Origin of the sequence: Spiroplasma endosymbiont of Tipula paludosa (assembly GCF_964264785.1) — a bacterium.
In the GTDB taxonomy this organism is placed as follows: domain Bacteria; phylum Bacillota_I; class Bacilli_A; order Mycoplasmatales; family Nriv7; genus Nriv7.
In genome coordinates, this window is record NZ_OZ183484.1 from 619,048 (window position 1) to 637,550 (window position 18,503).

The 18,503-nt window shown below is 25.3% G+C and carries 23 protein-coding genes; 10 read left to right on the forward strand and 13 right to left on the reverse strand.

Annotation, left to right across the window (positions count from 1 at the left end):
• Positions 1 to 3 precede the first annotated feature (3 nt).
• Positions 4 to 243 carry a hypothetical protein gene (locus ACFEL5_RS03605; protein ID WP_375315710.1) on the forward strand — a complete coding sequence of 80 codons (240 nt, stop codon included), beginning with the start codon at positions 4 to 6 and terminating at the stop codon, positions 241 to 243.
• 387 nt (positions 244 to 630) lie between these two features.
• On the opposite strand, the gene ACFEL5_RS03610 is transcribed toward ACFEL5_RS03605, so the two are convergent.
• A complete protein-coding gene (locus tag ACFEL5_RS03610) occupies positions 631 to 1,053 on the reverse strand; it encodes a transposase family protein (RefSeq protein WP_342224593.1) in 423 nt (140 codons plus the stop codon).
• A 2-nt stretch (positions 1,054 to 1,055) separates the two neighbouring features.
• Positions 1,056 to 1,448, reverse strand: coding sequence for a transposase family protein (locus tag ACFEL5_RS03615; protein WP_375315019.1), 393 nt, complete (start codon positions 1,446 to 1,448; stop codon positions 1,056 to 1,058).
• A gap of 413 nt (positions 1,449 to 1,861) precedes the next feature.
• Between ACFEL5_RS03615 and ACFEL5_RS03620 the strand changes: the two genes are divergently transcribed.
• From ACFEL5_RS03620 to ACFEL5_RS03660, 9 genes are all read left to right on the forward strand, one after another.
• Positions 1,862 to 2,026: a hypothetical protein gene (locus tag ACFEL5_RS03620; protein WP_375315711.1), complete on the forward strand. Its 165-nt coding sequence runs from the start codon at positions 1,862 to 1,864 to the stop codon at positions 2,024 to 2,026.
• Between the two features lie 215 nt (positions 2,027 to 2,241).
• Complete coding sequence (locus tag ACFEL5_RS03625) at positions 2,242 to 2,886, forward strand: hypothetical protein (RefSeq protein ID WP_375315712.1); 645 nt, start codon at positions 2,242 to 2,244, stop codon at positions 2,884 to 2,886.
• A 74-nt stretch (positions 2,887 to 2,960) separates the two neighbouring features.
• Positions 2,961 to 3,287 carry a hypothetical protein gene (locus tag ACFEL5_RS03630; RefSeq protein ID WP_375315713.1) on the forward strand — a complete coding sequence of 109 codons (327 nt, stop codon included), beginning with the start codon at positions 2,961 to 2,963 and terminating at the stop codon, positions 3,285 to 3,287.
• A 280-nt stretch (positions 3,288 to 3,567) separates the two neighbouring features.
• A complete protein-coding gene (locus ACFEL5_RS03635) occupies positions 3,568 to 5,439 on the forward strand; it encodes a hypothetical protein (protein WP_375315714.1) in 1,872 nt (623 codons plus the stop codon).
• 53 nt (positions 5,440 to 5,492) lie between these two features.
• Positions 5,493 to 5,906, forward strand: a complete 414-nt coding sequence (locus ACFEL5_RS03640) for a hypothetical protein (RefSeq protein ID WP_375315715.1) — start codon at positions 5,493 to 5,495, stop codon at positions 5,904 to 5,906.
• Between the two features lie 66 nt (positions 5,907 to 5,972).
• Positions 5,973 to 6,134: a hypothetical protein gene (locus tag ACFEL5_RS03645; protein WP_375315716.1), complete on the forward strand. Its 162-nt coding sequence runs from the start codon at positions 5,973 to 5,975 to the stop codon at positions 6,132 to 6,134.
• A 52-nt stretch (positions 6,135 to 6,186) separates the two neighbouring features.
• The gene (locus tag ACFEL5_RS03650; RefSeq protein WP_375315019.1) at positions 6,187 to 6,579 is read left to right on the forward strand and encodes a transposase family protein; all 393 of its coding nucleotides are present in this window, start codon (positions 6,187 to 6,189) and stop codon (positions 6,577 to 6,579) included.
• A gap of 59 nt (positions 6,580 to 6,638) precedes the next feature.
• On the forward strand, positions 6,639 to 7,004 hold the full coding sequence (locus ACFEL5_RS03655; RefSeq protein WP_342224590.1) for a transposase family protein: 366 nt from the start codon (positions 6,639 to 6,641) through the stop codon (positions 7,002 to 7,004).
• A 105-nt stretch (positions 7,005 to 7,109) separates the two neighbouring features.
• The gene (locus ACFEL5_RS03660; RefSeq protein WP_375315717.1) at positions 7,110 to 7,982 is read left to right on the forward strand and encodes an integrase core domain-containing protein; all 873 of its coding nucleotides are present in this window, start codon (positions 7,110 to 7,112) and stop codon (positions 7,980 to 7,982) included.
• Here ACFEL5_RS03660 and ACFEL5_RS03665 read toward each other — a convergent pair.
• The 11 genes from ACFEL5_RS03665 to ACFEL5_RS03715 all read right to left on the reverse strand — a co-directional run bounded on the left by ACFEL5_RS03665 (position 7,948) and on the right by ACFEL5_RS03715 (position 18,414).
• A complete protein-coding gene (locus tag ACFEL5_RS03665; RefSeq protein WP_375315718.1) occupies positions 7,948 to 8,517 on the reverse strand; it encodes a hypothetical protein in 570 nt (189 codons plus the stop codon). The genes ACFEL5_RS03660 and ACFEL5_RS03665 overlap by 35 nt on opposite strands.
• The gene (locus ACFEL5_RS03670) at positions 8,518 to 9,462 is read right to left on the reverse strand and encodes an IS30 family transposase (protein ID WP_338966716.1); all 945 of its coding nucleotides are present in this window, start codon (positions 9,460 to 9,462) and stop codon (positions 8,518 to 8,520) included. It abuts the gene before it with no gap.
• A gap of 76 nt (positions 9,463 to 9,538) precedes the next feature.
• Entirely contained in the window at positions 9,539 to 9,685 is a 147-nt protein-coding gene (locus ACFEL5_RS03675) for a hypothetical protein (RefSeq protein ID WP_375315719.1), read from the reverse strand.
• 252 nt (positions 9,686 to 9,937) lie between these two features.
• The gene (locus ACFEL5_RS03680; protein ID WP_375315720.1) at positions 9,938 to 11,212 is read right to left on the reverse strand and encodes a hemolysin family protein; all 1,275 of its coding nucleotides are present in this window, start codon (positions 11,210 to 11,212) and stop codon (positions 9,938 to 9,940) included.
• A gap of 452 nt (positions 11,213 to 11,664) precedes the next feature.
• Positions 11,665 to 11,907, reverse strand: a complete 243-nt coding sequence (locus ACFEL5_RS03685) for a hypothetical protein (protein WP_375315721.1) — start codon at positions 11,905 to 11,907, stop codon at positions 11,665 to 11,667.
• Positions 11,908 to 12,852 carry an IS30 family transposase gene (locus tag ACFEL5_RS03690; RefSeq protein WP_338966716.1) on the reverse strand — a complete coding sequence of 315 codons (945 nt, stop codon included), beginning with the start codon at positions 12,850 to 12,852 and terminating at the stop codon, positions 11,908 to 11,910.
• A gap of 76 nt (positions 12,853 to 12,928) precedes the next feature.
• Positions 12,929 to 13,204: a hypothetical protein gene (locus ACFEL5_RS03695; protein WP_375315722.1), complete on the reverse strand. Its 276-nt coding sequence runs from the start codon at positions 13,202 to 13,204 to the stop codon at positions 12,929 to 12,931.
• Between the two features lie 427 nt (positions 13,205 to 13,631).
• Positions 13,632 to 15,125, reverse strand: a complete 1,494-nt coding sequence (locus ACFEL5_RS03700; RefSeq protein ID WP_338967177.1) for a VWA domain-containing protein — start codon at positions 15,123 to 15,125, stop codon at positions 13,632 to 13,634.
• 18 nt (positions 15,126 to 15,143) lie between these two features.
• Complete coding sequence (locus ACFEL5_RS03705; protein ID WP_375315723.1) at positions 15,144 to 16,643, reverse strand: AAA family ATPase; 1,500 nt, start codon at positions 16,641 to 16,643, stop codon at positions 15,144 to 15,146.
• A gap of 17 nt (positions 16,644 to 16,660) precedes the next feature.
• The gene (locus tag ACFEL5_RS03710; RefSeq protein ID WP_375315724.1) at positions 16,661 to 17,320 is read right to left on the reverse strand and encodes a hypothetical protein; all 660 of its coding nucleotides are present in this window, start codon (positions 17,318 to 17,320) and stop codon (positions 16,661 to 16,663) included.
• Positions 17,320 to 18,414, reverse strand: a complete 1,095-nt coding sequence (locus ACFEL5_RS03715; protein ID WP_342277602.1) for a hypothetical protein — start codon at positions 18,412 to 18,414, stop codon at positions 17,320 to 17,322. The genes ACFEL5_RS03710 and ACFEL5_RS03715 overlap by 1 nt, the downstream gene beginning before the upstream one ends.
• Positions 18,415 to 18,503 lie beyond the last annotated feature (89 nt).

The following is an 18,503-nucleotide window of genomic DNA, read 5'->3' on the forward strand; positions in this document are numbered from 1 at the left end:
TATATGATTGGAGCTTTCTTAGCACAAGCACCGGTAGTAGCTGTTACTGGCGAGCAAGCGGTTACTAACTTATGAAAAGCGTTAATTGGAGCGTTTGGTCACATTTGAACCGATATTATTGGTGGTAATATGCCTAATGTTGTTAATTTTTTTGCTACATATTGAGTTTTCTTGCTTGGTGTAATTATTGGTTTATTTTTAATTGCTTTCAAAATGTTTGAAAAATTAATGCCCGGCAGATAGTAATAAAAATAAAGAAAGTTTGATTTAAGTGATGCTATTGTTTAAAAAAACAAATTTAAGATTATATGATTTTGTTGCTTTAAATCGCACTTTCTTTATTATTGCGTGAGTTTATGGTGCGATTTTGCATTATTATAATCCTCAGAGTTGACGAATGTTATTTGATATTATTTATTTATTAATTGCTTTGTATATTAGACTTGGTACATAACTATAACATTTTATGCCGACTAAACTATAAAATTCATTTTTATCTTTGTATTTATCTAACATTTGTATTTCATCTAAAAAATAATTATCAAAATAGTAGATAAAATTAAAGGTTATGTACCAAGTCTAATGCTTATTTTCCGGGGTTTTTACATTAGACTTGGTACATAACTATAACTAGCTTAATTCAAAATTATATATTCCTGAAATTAAGTTAAATCGTAATCCAAATCTTCTAATCTTATTGCGATAACGATAAACTAGTATTTTAAATCTTTTTAATCTAGCAAAAACATGTTCAATGGCAATTCTAACTTTACTTAAAAAGCTATTATATTCCTTTTTATCTGGATTTAAGGGATTATTTTTACTCTTTTTAATTGGCAATAATGTATTTTTATGAACATTTTGCAAACCTTGATAGCCTGAATCGGCAATTAATTCTAATTTTGGATTTATAAGTGTATTTGATTTTAAAAATAACTTATAATCATGAATACTGCCATAACAAAAATCTACTGAAATAATTTTATTGTTAAATAAATCAATAATTATTTGTGATTTTAATGAATGTTGCCTTTTCTTACCAGAAAATAATAATTTTAGTTTTTTTTAATTCTTTCAATTGGAATTTCTGTAGCATCAATTGCTAATAAATTATTATTAGTAACTTTATGTTCCAATAATATCTTTTTGCCAGGTATATGAAAGTGACTATTTTTTATTAGAGTATTTTCAACTCAAAAGATATTACGAATACAACTAACATGACTAATATTATATTTTTTTGCAATAATACGATATGTACTATATTCTTTTCAGTATTCTAAAGTCATAAGTAATCTTTGCTCTATTGATAATTTATTTGGTCTACCACCAATTTGTTTTTGTTTAGCTTTAGCTTCTTTTAAAATTTCTACCATTTTCATGAAAGTTTTATATTTTATGCCTATTAGACTATAAAATTCATTTTCGTCTTTGTATTTATCTAACATTTGTACTTCACCTAGTAAATAATATTATCAAAATAGTAGATAAAATTAAAGGTTATGTACCAAGTCTATTCTATATACTAAAATTTCTCATTTCTTTGCTCGTCGTAGTTTTATTAATTTCTTATTAAATTCACCCTTAAATTTAGTAATTGGTGCCTTAGGGACTGGAAAAACAGCTTTAATGGTTTTAGCTTCTTACTTATTAAGCGGTTGAAAAACGGTTTCTACTTTTCCGATTACTGATAAACAAATGCTTTCGTTAGGACATATGTCTTTGTTAGATTAGACTTGGTACATAACCTTTAATTTTATCTACTATTTTGATAATTATTTTTTAGATGAAATACAAATGTTAGATAAATACAAAGATAAAAATGAATTTTATAGTTTAGTCGGCATAAAATGTTATAGTTATGTACCAAGTCTATTATAATTATCCAATTTTAGACGAAAAGCATTTATTGTTATGAGATGAAACTAACTTATTTTTAGAAGGAACTGATTATAAAGAAAATGATAGGGTAACTCAAGGTTTACAAGAATATTGGTCGCGTTTAGTTTTCTTAGGTATTTTTTAAAAAAGAAAAAATAGTCATTTACTATAAATTATTTCAATATGCAAATTAAGTATATATTTCTTATGTATGATTTTTGTTGTAAAAAATTATTTTAATGTTGTTTTTATAAGCATTTTACTTAGTTTTTATAACCTTTTTATTAAGAATATGTTTGTTAATATTAAATATTTTGTTTTATTAATTATTTTTCAAGTAAAAAGGTAATAAATTTTTAGTTGCTTTTCTTTCAAAATTATTCAAATCTTTACCCACCTAACAAAACTTTATGCGCCCAAGAATATTTTGCTTCAGCTCGCCAATTTACCCATATCGTATTAGCAAGTGGACAACGAGCCGAACATATATGAGTTAAAGTTCGTGATATTGCGAATTCAATAATTGTTGGCATTAGAAAAAAACCAGTTAGTATTTCTCGTCCTTATTTACAAGTTATTTATGGCACTTTTAAATCGGTAAGCGAATACGAGCAATGACGATTAACTTTAATTAATGCTAAAAATGATAAAAAAGGTCGCAAAATCAAGTATCGTAGCATTCCGGAATTAGATATTTATTTCTTTAAATTGAAAATCCCGATGTCAATCTTAAACCTTTACGATAATAAATATTTATCATTCTTGCGTGAATTAAGTAATCGTGCTTTAAATGATAATTATCAACATAAATTTTGAAATGATAATGTAATGGATATTGAAGCATTAGAATATTTAAAAATGGAAAAATTCAGCAAGATACTTACTAAAGACTTGGTACATAACTATAACATTTTATGCCGACTAAACTATAAAATTCATTTTTATCTTTGTATTTATCTAACATTTGTATTTCATCTAAAAAATAATTATCAAAATAGTAGATAAAATTAAAGGTTATGTACCAAGTCTTAAGTTAAAAAATAATCTGAAGAAGAAAAACAAGTAAAGGAGTTTAAAAAATGGAAAACTTAGAAAAAATGGCCAGCTTGATTGGCGATATGTTTTATAAAGTTTTTGATTTAATTTGAACTTTAACCATTCCCGGAACAGATATTCGCATTATTATTTTTCCGCTAATTATGCTTGTGATAAATCTTGTAATTGGTGGCATTTTAGGTATTCATATTGAACGACCAAAAGTTGGTTTTCGTAAAAAATATCGAAAATCAGTTGCTAATTGAGGAACTAAGAAACAATCATCTAGTGGTCAAATTAAGAAATTTAGTGGTAATAGTTCTAAAAATAGACCGTGAGTTAACCAACACGGACGGCGAATAAAAAGGTAGGTTTTAGAAAATGTTTAAATTGATAATATTATTTATTCTTATTGCTGTTTTTTCTATTTTTGCTTTAAATGACTTTTTAAGTTTATGAGCTTATGTGCGTGAGGGTTTAGAATATTTTAATAAAGTTCTATCAAGTAATATTAAAATTTTAGATTTGTTTAAACCAATGATAAGGTTGTTTTCTCAACATCCAATTTTCCAAATTTTAGGAACGATTTGCATTTTATCAACAATATACTTTATTTTAAGAAGTTAAACACAAAAGAAAGGATAAATAAATATGTATAAATTTATGTCGTGGTTAGTTATTGCTTTTATTGGTTTAGTCCCTCTAGGTGCCTTCTTTGATATAAAACAACCACCAAAACCTAATATGCAACAATCCTTTATGAAACGACAAAAACGAGCTACAAATCCTAGCCAATGTGGTAATAGCTGTGAATTAAAGTTTGCTAGTTTAAAAAACACTAAATTAATTCATCACGGTGATTATTGATTAGATATAAGTGAAAGCGGTTTTACCTGACCTAATGATGTTGAGCTTGAATATCCCAATCAATTTCGTTTGTTTGGTTATAAAAACTGAATTTCTGCGTTTAATTTTTATGAAAAAAATGGAACATTACAATCTTTTAATACTTCTGGTAGTGGATTTAAAACAGATATTTATACTATATCAGAAATTGTCAATGTAAAAATTACAATTGGATTAGTGGATAAACTACACGATTTTAAACATTATATAACTTCATTCTCAGCGGAAATGCCCTCTTTACCAGAAAAAGAAAACGAGCAACAATTACCTACCGAAATAACTAAACATGATGGTGAATATCAGTATAACCAGTTTCAAGATAAACTTGATTATTTAATGATACAACGCCGAGATTTTGATAAATTTAATTATAGTTATTTATATTGAGTACCCATTTTTAATTTCTTTGACGATAATTTTAACTATATGAGTGAAATTTCAATTAAATTAAATGGTTTTAAACAAAATAGTAAATTTAGTTTAAGTCGCGAAAATTCATATCCACCCGGTTTTATTGAAAAAGTTATTTTTAGAGAACTTTCCTTTTCAAGTTTTGGTGATGTTATTACTATAAAAACTGAGCATGGTAGCATTGTGGGTAATAATGAGTTTTTAGAAAATGGTAAATCGCTTTGAAAATCTGGTTCGCGAACAAGTTTTGGAAAAGACTTTATCAACACTTTTTTTGGACAAGTTAATTATTATGGTAATACTTTCCATTTTTTACGCTATGATGACAAATTAAAATTAGATTTTAAAGATTTTATGCTTCATTATCAAAAAGATTTAACTATTGATTTTATTAATGGCTTATTTGATAAAATTTATAAAGTTTTAGGTGAGTTTTTTGTACAATTCTTTTATGCCAGTTTTGATATGGATGCCTCTACTTATGTAGAATTAGATTACAAAGGGATGCAACAAATCCCTAAAAATGTTTTACAAATGGGATTTTTCTATCGTTCCTTAATTACTTTTTATCCCAAAAAATATTTAATTAACTTTGGTTCAACAATCGAAAATAGTAAGAATATGATTTTTCGTTCCTATTTCTTTGTTAAAGATAAACAAATTGCCAATGGTTTTAATACTGGTAAAAGTTCTTATCAAATTGATTTTAATGTTTTAAAAGCATATGATAACCAATTATGGAATGTCACTAGTAATAAACTGCATTTTTACAATGCCAAAGTTGATGTCATGTATGGGATTAATATTTTTACACTGACCTTTCCACTATATAAAAAGAAAGGTGAAAGTACTGAATATCATTATTCTTTATACGATTTTAACATTTTGAATTCAACAGCTTTTATTGGTGGTGGAATAAGTGGTAATATGGATGACTTAATTCCGACACCCAATTGTTCTTATTGGGGTTTATTTAGTGCAATATCATGTGGTATTCAGCACGCTTCTGTTAGTATGTTGAATTGATTACTTGGTCTTTCTGGGATTAATCTTTTAATTCGTCCTCTTGCGGATATTGCCAAAACAACGATTAATTTTACCAAAACCGCCTTTCCGGTATTTGAAGTTATTCCGGCATTTCAGATGTTATTTGAATTTGTAGTGCCATTAGCAATCTTATTAATGATATTAAAAAAGTTTTCTTAAATATCTCTAAATTATTATATAATGTAATTTCTTTGAAAGGAGAATTTTTTGTTATGTTAAAATTTTTATCAACTTTAAATTCAGTTTGTTTAATGTTTATTTTTGGATGTAGTTCTAGTGTTTTTGAAAAAAAACTGCAATTTACTAGTTTAAAAAACACTAAATTAATTCATCACGGTGATTATTGATTAGATATAAGTGAAAGCGGTTTTACCTGGCCTAATGATGTTGAGCTTGAATATCCCAATCAATTTCGTTTGTTTGGTTATAAAAACTGAATTTCTGCGTTTAATTTTTATAAAAAAAATGGAACATTACAATCTTTTAATACTCCTGGTAGTGGATTTAAAACAGATGTTTATACTATATCAGAAATTGTCAATGTAAAAATTACAATTGGATTAGTGAATAAACTACACGATTTTAAACATTATATAACTTCATTCTCAGCGGAAATGCCTCATTAATTTAATAACCATTCTTGAAAATCGTATTTTTTGTAATGCGATTTTCTTAATTTTAGGAGTTTAAAAATGAAATATATTATTTCCCAAGCTGATTTAGCAGATTTAAAAGCAAAAGCACAAAGTTGATTAAGCGTCAATTGCCATAATCCTTACTACTATAAAACTAAAAAACGCATTACCGCCTATTTAAATTTATGTACTTATTTCTATATTAGACTTGGTACATAACCTTTAATTTTATCTACTATTTTGATAATATTATTTACTAGGTGAAGTACAAATGTTAGATAAATACAAAGACGAAAATGAATTTTATAGTCTAATAGGCATAAAATATAAAACTTTCATGAAAATGGTAGAAATTTTAAAAGAAGCTAAAGCTAAACAAAAACAAATTGGTGGTAGACCAAATAAATTATCAATAGAGCAAAGATTACTTATGACTTTAGAATACTGAAAAGAATATAGTACATATCGTATTATTGCAAAAAAATATAATATTAGTCATGTTAGTTGTATTCGTAATATCTTTTGAGTTGAAAATACTCTAATAAAAAATAGTCACTTTCATATACCTGGCAAAAAGATATTATTGGAACATAAAGTTACTAATAATAATTTATTAGCAATTGATGCTACAGAAATTCCAATTGAAAGAATTAAAAAAAACTAAAATTATTATTTTCTGGTAAGAAAAGGCAACATTCATTAAAATCACAAATAATTATTGATTTATTTAACAATAAAATTATTTCAGTAGATTTTTGTTATGGCAGTATTCATGATTATAAGTTATTTTTAAAATCAAATACACTTATAAATCCAAAATTAGAATTAATTGCCGATTCAGGCTATCAAGGTTTGCAAAATGTTCATAAAAATACATTATTGCCAATTAAAAAGAGTAAAAATAATCCCTTAAATCCAGATAAAAAGGAATATAATAGCTTTTTAAGTAAAGTTAGAATTGCCATTGAACATGTTTTTGCTAGATTAAAAAGATTTAAAATACTAGTTTATCGTTATCGCAATAAGATTAGAAGATTTGGATTACGATTTAACTTAATTTCAGGAATATATAATTTTGAATTAAGCTAGTTATAGTTATGTACCAAGTCTATTGAAGAAACTACTTTAACAAAACTTATTAAAAAATATTTTAAGAATGCAACGAAAACCTTTTATCGTTGAGCAGAAAAAATTATGACCGCTTATTATTCTGACAATTTAGATTTATTATTGTTTAAAACTACAAAACCACAAAATCTTAATTATCAATATAGTTTAAATTCTCGTGAAAAAGTATGTGATTTATATTTTGATTACAAAAATCTTCAAGCTGGCGGAATGTGGTTTTTATTTAACAATTTAAAAATCGGTTTTCATGATGTTAAAAATTCAGAAGTTCCGAAAAATATCAAAACTTTTTATCGTTGAATTAAATCCGACCCTCGTTGAAAAGAATTAAAACAGCAAATCAAACAAACAAAACGCCATTTTAAGCGTTATGAAGTCTCCGAGATTGGTCTTTTACAAATGGATGCTAAAATCTTTACCACATCAAATTTTCCGGTTGATAAAAAATATTATATTTATGATTTCATTGACGAAATGACACGCATAGTATTTGGTTATGTTTATGATAGTTTAGGAACTAACAATGCTCTTAATGCCGTACAAAGAGCAATGAAAGATTTTAGCGAACTTGGCATAACCATTAAACGCCTTCGCACTGATAATGCTCCTGAATTTACTACTACTAATTGAAGTAATAAAAAAGCATATAAAGTAAAAGAAAGGCCTTTTACAACCTTTCTTTCGAAAAACGGAATTGTTCACGAAACAACGCCGATTCGTTCGCCACAATCAAATGGTAAGATTGAGCGATTCCATCAACATTATAGCAAATTATTTTATGCCAATGTTAAGAATAAAAAACTAAACCAAAATGAACTTCAACATTATTTAAACAAATATTATTACTTTTATAATTTTGAACGCCCTCATTCATCTTTAAATACCAAAACTCCATTTCAAAAACTTATAAAGAGCCGAACCCAAGACCTGGTTGATTAAATCAAAATCCAATTCATACACCATTTCCATTATTGTTATTTTCAATAATAGATTTAATTGCTCAAAAATTTACAGCAACTGTTGCGGCAGCAGCGGTCCCCACTACGCCAGGAACTCCTCCGGCAGCAAACAACCCACCCACTATTGCCATTAAAGAGGTTTTTGCTGCAAATTCTCCAGAAGATGATAAATTATTTAAAACCAACTTACAAGCAGCATCATCCATTTTTAATTGTCAATATAATATTTGTATTGGTCTTCACTCTGCAGTAAATGTTCCACCTTCGTGATTAATAGATTTAGAAACTTTATGACCTAACGAATTGTCTCAACCAACAATGGCCACATTAGCAACAGCGTTACCGCCTTTAACTGCTACATCAGCAACAGCATTAGCAACGTCAGCCACTGTGTTACCAACTTTTTCTGCAGTTGTTTTTAATTTATTTCAAGCATCACCAAAGAAATCTCTTTTTGTTCGATTTAAAGTTTTTAAATTATTTGTTTGTGAGCCAAATTGTAAAGTTAAGTGCAACTAAATTATTTTTCTAACCAAATATTCGATTGGCGAAAGATAATTTAGTATTTTTCTTGGTCTTTGGTTTAAAGACAATATAAATTTATGAACTGCATTTTTAGTAGTGTTTGAAAAATTAAATTTTTTAGGAAATTTTTCTCTAATTAAACCATTAGTATTTTCATTAGTACCTCTTTGTCAAGGTGAATATGCATCAGCAAAATAAATTTTCACATTTAAATTTTTTTCAAGTTGTTGTCAATTAGCAAATTCTTTACCCCTATCAAATGTTATAGTCTTAACAAGATTATTTGGAAGAATTGATAAATAATGACTAATATTTTTGTTAATAACTTTAGTAGTTCTATTTTCAACTAATATTGCTAAAGTAAATCTTGATGTTCTTTCAACTAAAGTTATTAAACATGATTTACTTTTACCTCGTGATGATACTACAGTATCACCTTCTCAATGGCCAAGAGTTATGCGATTATTAACATTTCGTTCTTTAATGGATTTACCATTAAATTTACCCCGATTTTCTTGAGATTTTCGTTTCTTACCTTTTCTTCTTAAATTTTTACTAGTAACCTTTTCAAGTAATCCAGAATAAATTCAATTGTAAATTGTTTTAAAACTAATAATTCATTCTTGATGAAAATTTTTAATTCTGCCATAAATTTGTTCAGGCGATCAACCTAATAATAATTTTTGTTGTACATATTTTACTAATTCTCTATTTTTAAATTTATGAAAATAAACATGTAATTGTTTTCTATTTTCTGCTTTATTTTGTGCAATTAATGAAAAATAATGATTATTATCTTTATTTCTATTAACTTCTCGATTAATAGTACTAATACTTCGATTAAGATTTTTAGCTATTTCACTAATTTTTACTTTAAATTTCAATTGATTCTCAATATAAATTCTTTCATCTATGCCAAGATGTTTGTATCCCATATAAAAACTCCTTAAATTTACTTTTTCTAAAATAAACTTAGCATCATGAAATTTTTATATGAAATCTTTTGCAATTTTATTTACTTGCACTTACAAGTATAATTCAGCGTGAATAATTAATTTCATCTTTTGTTGCATTTGGAGCTGGAGCGTTTCCAACAATGCCTGACATTCCGCTTCCCGCTATTGTTATGGTTCCTAAGAATCCTAGTAATTTTTTCATATTAATTAAATCCCTTTCATGAATTTTTACTAATTAATAAAATTTATAACACCTTTTCCTTTCTCCAAAAATTAATCTGTAATTTCTTTACCTTGGAATTTGATTATAAACTATTTTTAAAAATTTTCTGCATTATTTTATAATTTTTCATCCCTTTTTTAAAATACCCTCTTGTGTTTGTCATAAGTCTGTGGTATATTACATTCCCCAAGAAAATCGCCTATTACTTAATAATAACAGGCAACCAATTAACTATTCTCAATTTTCAGTTTTATTATTTGTTAATACTTCAATTTCAAACGAAGCATAAGAATTTCTTACTTTAATAATTCGGAAAATATAGTTATTATATTGAAATTCTGGACTTTTCTTAGTAATTTTTGCTTCACCGCTAATTTCACGATATCATTCATTTAATGACTTAGCATTTGTTACCGGTACTGATTCATTTAAAGTTTGAAATAACTTTTTTAACTTAATTGTTCCTACTACTTGAAATTTATGATGTCCAATTTCATAAATTTTTCCTGTTGCATCATGCTCATCATAAATTTCGCCAACTAATTCTTCAATTAAATCCTCCATTGTAATAATACCAATAAAATCTTTTTTAGTTTTACTACTTGTTACAATTGCTAAATGCATCTTACTCTTTTGCATTTTTTCTAAGGCAACACTTAATTTGGTATTTTTAGACAAAAATAACGGTTTTTGCAAAAGCGCTGGTATCGTTAATGATTCATCATCAAGAGTATTAATAATAATATCTTTAACATTAAGAATTCCCTTAACAACTTTAGTATTAGAATTTATTACAGGTACTCTAGTAAACCTCTTTTGCCGATATAAAGTCTTAATATCACTAATAGAACTATTGTAATTAATTGTTATTACTTTATCTCTTGGCTGCATTGCCACTTTAACAGTTTTTTCATCAAACATAATTGCTGAAGTAATTAAATGACGCTCTTGTTTTTCCAAAACACCTTCATTTTCAATAGTTTTTACAAGCTCTAATAACTCTCTTTCTGTTGTTGAAGGATGCTCTGATTTTAATTTAATTTTTGAAAACATATAAGCTAATGGGTAAAAAATTAACCACACCACAACAATCACTCATGAACAACTAATAGCTAACCTTTCAGGAATTCATCGCGCAATATTTTTAGGAATAATTTCTCCAAATAGCAATACAATCACTAAAGAAAACATTGTTGATATTATTAATGATCAATATGTTGGTAAACCCAATTGATTATCAAAAAAGAAAGTAACAAATGTCGCTAAAGCAATGTTAACTAAATTATTAGCGATTAACAGCGTTGTAATCGTAATACTATAATCTTTAACTAAAAGATATACTCTTTTAGCTTTTTTTGCCTGTCTTTTATTAGTTTTTGCTAAATTTTTAATCCTAATAATATTAATTGAGGTTAATGCTGTTTCCATTGCTGAAAAAAAAGCACTTAAAAATAATAAAATAAATATTGTTGGTGCTAACCAAGATAATGTAATTTGTCAACTCATATTAAAAACAAGCCAATCATCAATTTCCACTAGTTATTAATTCCTCCTAAAAGATAGTTTCTTTAAATATGGACTATAATTATAACATAAAAAATCCATTGATATTAACTAATTCTTAATATAGGTCGCGTTTAGTTTTCTTAGGTATTTTTTAAAAAAGAAAAAATAGTCATTTACTATAAATTATTTCAATATGCAAATTAAGTATATATTTCTTATGTATGATTTTTGTTGTAAAAAATTATTTTAATGTTGTTTTTATAAGCATTTTACTTAGTTTTTATAACCTTTTATTAAGAATATGTTTGTTAATATTAAATATTTTGTTTTATTAATTATTTTTCAAGTAAAAAGGTAATAAATTTTTAGTTGCTTTTCTTTCAAAATTATTCAAATCTTTACCCACCTAACAAAACTTTATGCGCCCCTTAATATATATCCTACACTAAATTTTATTCCTTAACTTTATCTTCATAATATTTTTTATTATAAGAAGAACTTTTAATTTGCTTCAATTCTAAATTTTGCGAAATGATATTACCATTTATATGAGCACAGTCCAATGCTTTTTTTAATTTTTGTAAACGAATTTTTAATTTATCAACTGCAATTAATAATTGTTCTTCTTGATTAATAGAATTTTCTTTATTTAAAGCATATTTAATTTGATTGCCAAATTGTAAAGTTAAGTGCAACTAAATTATTTTTCTAACCAAATATTCGATTGGCGAAAGATAATTTAGTATTTTTCTTGGTCTTTGGTTTAAAGACAATATAAATTTATGAACTGCATTTTTAGTAGTGTTTGAAAAATTAAATTTTTTAGGAAATTTTTCTCTAATTAAACCATTAGTATTTTCATTAGTACCTCTTTGTCAAGGTGAATATGCATCAGCAAAATAAATTTTCACATTTAAATTTTTTTCAAGTTGTTGTCAATTAGCAAATTCTTTACCCCTATCAAATGTTATAGTCTTAACAAGATTATTTGGAAGAATTGATAAATAATGACTAATATTTTTGTTAATAACTTTAGTAGTTCTATTTTCAACTAATATTGCTAAAGTAAATCTTGATGTTCTTTCAACTAAAGTTATTAAACATGATTTACTTTTACCTCGTGATGATACTACAGTATCACCTTCTCAATGGCCAAGAGTTATGCGATTATTAACATTTCGTTCTTTAATGGATTTACCATTAAATTTACCCCGATTTTCTTGAGATTTTCGTTTCTTACCTTTTCTTCTTAAATTTTTACTAGTAACCTTTTCAAGTAATCCAGAATAAATTCAATTGTAAATTGTTTTAAAACTAATAATTCATTCTTGATGAAAATTTTTAATTCTGCCATAAATTTGTTCAGGCGATCAACCTAATAATAATTTTTGTTGTACATATTTTACTAATTCTCTATTTTTAAATTTATGAAAATAAACATGTAATTGTTTTCTATTTTCTGCTTTATTTTGTGCAATTAATGAAAAATAATGATTATTATCTTTATTTCTATTAACTTCTCGATTAATAGTACTAATACTTCGATTAAGATTTTTAGCTATTTCACTAATTTTTACTTTAAATTTCAATTGATTCTCAATATAAATTCTTTCATCTATGCCAAGATGTTTGTATCCCATATAAAAACTCCTTAAATTTACTTTTTCTAAAATAAACTTAGCATCATGAAATTTTTATATGAAATCTTTTGCAATTTTATTTACTTGCACTTACAAGTATAATTCAGCGATTTAAATGTTGTTGTTTATTTTGCAAAAATTCTAACAATCACTCATAACATTCATAAGTAATGCCAATTACAAAAGGAATAAAACCAATAAAAACCATTCAAACATTCATAATTTTTAATCCCCCATTAATAACGCTAATAATCGTAATAACACAAATTATTAAACTGACACAAATTAGTAATATCAATGATGCTAATCGTCAATAGTGATGATCATTTTTCATTCAATAGACTTGGTACATAACCTTTAATTTTATCTACTATTTTGATAATTATTTTTTAGATGAAATACAAATGTTAGATAAATACAAAGATAAAAATGAATTTTATAGTTTAGTCGGCATAAAATGTTATAGTTATGTACCAAGTCTAATAAACAAAAGGAATAATTGCTAAAGAAAATAAAAATCCTCATAACAAAAAAGTTATTAACGCTACATTTGATGATGAAGTTAATGGCGAAAGACTTAAAATATATGCAAGATTAATTTTTAATAATTGGTTACTATTAGAATTATCAACAATCAAAACACACAATGGTAACGAAAATAATAATAATATGCACCCACAAAAAGTTAAACTAAATGATTTTTTAAAAAGTATTGCCTTAAATTTTATTCACATTAATTAATTCCTCTTTTTTCTAAAAGATTAGATCTTAAATATTTTTTATTCACTACTTTTACTCCTAGTTTTAATTTCTAAATCCGCAATAATATCATTTTTAGTAAAAGGATTTTGCGGGTCATATATTCAATTATTATCAAAAAATCTTGTTATTTGTTCATTTCCATTATTACCAATAGTTATTGAATGAAAACGATTATGATTATTATGAAGTTCTTGAATTTGATTAACTAGTTTTGATGATAAATCAATTGTTAAAAAATCACTAATAATTAATACATCAGCATTTTGATATTTTTTATGATTCATCACATTAATAGTTTGAACAATAGCAAGAGTTATATTCGTACTACTATGAAATGAATGTGATAAAAATTTAACTAAAGTTTTTAATGATGATTTAACTGTCGTTAAATCAAATACTTCTAACGAATCAGAAAAATTAATCATATAACAATCTCGCCTTTGTTTTAAAGCAAGTTTAACAATTGCTAAACTTAATGCCTTAGCAATATATTCCGGTTCACCACGCATTGAAGCTGAAGTATCAATACACAAAATAAATGGTCCATCAGTTTCTGGAAGTGGATGATTACTTTTTACTTTTGTTATTGTTTCAATAGTAACTACATCATTAGAAATAAATTCAAATGTTGATAATTTTTTTTCAACAAATTTTTTATAAAAAATTGGTTGTAAATTAGGAATATTTAAGTGAACTAGTTCCATTGGTAATAAATGTTCTAAATCAGCACTTTCGGTAACCCCAATAATTTCTTCTGGTCATTTACTAGCAGGACGAATTTCATATTCAATATTAATCTTTTCAGTAATTACCGCTTCTAATTTATCAGATTGCCCTTTTAATCGTCCTAATAATTTAGCAATTGTCATAATTGCCGGATCAGACTGCAAAAAATTTGCCAATTTTTGTAATTGTGTTAAATCTAACTTTTCAAGTTCTTTAACATTACCATCTCAAAAACGACCAAAAAAATTTCAAATAAATCCATATAAACGACGAAATTTTTTAACAACTTCAATGCGGTCATATACTTCGCGTAAATATTTTTTTCTTAATTCATTAATTGATGCTAATTTAAAATCAATAACTCGCTTTATTAATAATTGTTCTCAATTATTAATAAAATTTTGAAAAATAAGTTGTAAATCTTTCGTTTTATCATTCAAAAGATAATGATAGTAATTCATTTTCATTACAAATGGTGATAACACTTTTTCTAAAGTAAAATATACTTTTTCATAATTATCTTTTAAACCTTTAATGCCATTTTCACGAATTCAATAATATAAATAAATTTCTTGTTTAATGTTAACCGATAATGATTGAGAAATAATTTTTGATTCAATTTGACTCGCATAAAAATGATTAATCTCATCATCAAATGCTGTTGCCAATCATTTAAAATTAGTTTTAAAAGTTTGAAATGATGTTATATTTTTATCAACTTCTTTTAATCGTAAAATTTGCTTTTTTAATTCTAAATCAATAGCATTTTCTAAAAACTTTATCATTTGTAACAACTCTTTTTCTTATGAATCAATTTGTAAAATATCAAATTTTTCTTCATCAATAGTTTCTAAATCATTAAAAGCAACATCTAGAATCATTTTATACTGTTCATCAAAAAATATTGCTGATAAAGAACATAAACGGTCTTTTTCATTTTTAAAATCTTTTGTTAAATTTTTAATTTCTTTTTCCGTTTTATCAACCTCTTTTGTTATTTTTGTAACTTGATTTAAAGTTGATTCTAAATCTTCAATTTCAATCGGATAAACATTTTTTTTGCTATCAATTAACTTATTATCGGTATGATAAGATAAATTAACTTTAATATGACGATTTAATTGATTTAAGGTTTTCCCAAAAGATAATTTAACAATTTCAAAACCATCAAAATTTTTTCTAATTTTTTGATAATCAGTTAATGAAAGAAAACAAATCGGCAAATCTTTATTTGTTACTAATAAGCGATGATAATTACCAACTAATTGACCTTTAAAAGGATTAGTATATACTGAAAACTTAATATTTTCTAATTGAACTTTATTTAATTGTTCATTTAATTTATCTAATCGATTTTCTAGTTGTTCTTGTTTTTCTTTTAACTCATATGTTAATGCATTAGTATAAACCTCATAAAATAAACTAGCATATTCTTTTTGTTGTTCTACTGTATCTCAAATACAATGAACAATAATAATTCAATCTGGTTTATCAGTTTCAAGACGAGCATTAAAAAAAGCTGATGCTTTCATCAAAAAAGCAATCTTATTTCAACGACGATCAGAAATATATACTTTACCTGCAGTTACTAAATATAATTTTTTCCGGAACCGAGAAATAAACTTTAATGATAAATCTGATAATTTTACTTTAGCAATTTCTTGTAACCAAGTATTATACTCACTATTAGTAATTTGTAATTGTTCATCAACAATAACATCTAATTTAGTTGCTGATTCAATCATAGCATTAAAATTTTCTTCATTAGCAATACCGTGAACCACATAACGAATAATAAAGCGATCAAATAATGCTTCTAATCCTTGATTAACTTCTGGCAATTCATTTGATGCTGATATTAATAATTTTAATGGTACCTTATAGTCCTTCCCCGCATTACGAAATATTTTTTCATTAATAATCGTTAACAATGTATTTTGAATTGAAGGGCCAGCTTTTCAAATTTCATCCAAAAATACAATATCCGCACTTGGCAAATAATTTGTTGTTAACCGCCGATAAATACCATTTTGTAAATCAGTTATTGAAATTGGTCCAAAAATTTCTTCTGGCGTTGAAAAACGATTCATTAAATTCTCAAAAACATTGGCTTGGCAAAATAAATATTTCATTCGTCGTGAAACTAACGACTTAGCTACGCCTGGTTTTCCCAAAAGAAAAATTGATTCACCAGTTAACATTGCCAATGTTGCCAATTTAAAAACATTTTCTTTCTCAAAAATACCAACTGATGCTTGTTGCATTAACTTTAAAATTCGTTGCCTAAGTTCTGTATTTGCCATTATTTTTCTTCTCCTTTTTATTCAACACTTATTTGTTGTTTAATATCATCAGCTTTGACAATTAACACCGCAGCACCAACAATTCATATTACTACTAAAATAAAAATCATTGTTAAATAAATTGCTAAATTAATCGCGACAAATTTAAAACTAGAAAAAACTACTAAAGCCATCACAATAAAAACCATCATTATTAAAAAATAAAAAACAGCAAAAATAATATATGCCACCGCTCAACCAAAAATAGTGCCCGCACGCCGACAAACGGCCATAGGAATAAAATATAATAATGAATATAATGCCGATAAAGTTAAAAAAATTATTCCAATTGTTTTATCAAATGATACTTCTAAATCTGTAATAAATTGAAAATTTAATTGATCAGCTAATAATAAAATTGATTGCCCAAGAATATCACGACCAAAAAAATACGAAATAACTACTAAACAAATTTGTGCGAAAATAATTAAAATCCGAGCACCTCTTTCCGATTTCGAATCTCAATACATTTTTCGTTGCGACAAACTATTTTGTAGCGGATTAACATATTGAAATCGTTGTTCATCTAATTCATTTAATTTCTCAGATGGCGCTGAAGCATTATATTCTTGTTCTAGTTTATCAAATTCTGGGAATTGTTCACTAAAACTAAATATTTTTTTTTCTTTTGACACCATTATTTAACTTCTCCTTTATTCATTTTTAAATTCGCAACATTGTCAGTCTCAGATTCAAAAATAATAATTTCTTGTGGTTGAAACTTCAATTTTACTTCTAATTGCTGATCATTAACAGTTAATAGGATTGTTCCTAAAAAACTTGGTGGTAAACTAGGGTTATTATCAATTTGTTTTCTTCCTTCATATTTAGGTAATTCCTTAATATTAAAATTAATATTTGTTTTTGATAAATTAATTTGTAAGTTTCTTAGTTTAATATACAATAAATTTTGTTTATTAAAGCTAAAATTATCTAACTGCTTTAAACTACTAATATATTGTGTATTATAGTATACCTTAAATTCAAGTTGATTTTGAAAATCTTGATAAATATAATTAACATCATAATTACAAATTTCAAGAAAATGATTATTTATAAAATTATTTAAATTAAAAAAACTAGGGAAATTTTTAACATATTTTTGGATTAATGTTTTTACATCAATATTATTTATCTCATAAGTAAATAAAGATCTTTTATTTAAAATTATCGGTTTTGGATGTTCATCAGTATATATAACTATTTGATATAAATAATTAATTTTTAAATTATACCAATAGTTATTATGACTAAGATTAACAACACCATAACTATTCATATTATGTCTAACTGGCAAAAATTTCAGATACTTAATTTCCTTTGCCTCATAAAAAAACTTTAAACCATCTTTTTTAATATTTAATTTATCTAAGAATTCCTTTCTTAAACTATAATTAAATGAAGATAAACTATTAACTAGTGATCGTTCATTAAATTCTTTAACAATTGAATTTGCTAAATCTTTTGTTAAAAAATTTTGTTCATTAGATTTTTCAGCAACAAAAAATTTATGTTCTTTACCAAATAAGAAAATATTGTCAATTTCTTTTGAAAAATTAATACAATCTTTATTATAGGGATTATATTCAAATACCCAATCATAAGCTTTAAAAATAGTAAAACCAATACTACTAATAATAATTAAAATTGAAAAAGAAATTGATAATTTTAAATAAAAATTATTACTAATCGTTATTTTTTTCTTTTGTGATTTTTTAACTTTTTTTGTCATTATTTTACTCCAATTTTATTTTATTATCATTTTTATATTCAAAAGATAACTTTAAAATTTTTTGATATTTTATTTCCTTAAATAAACAA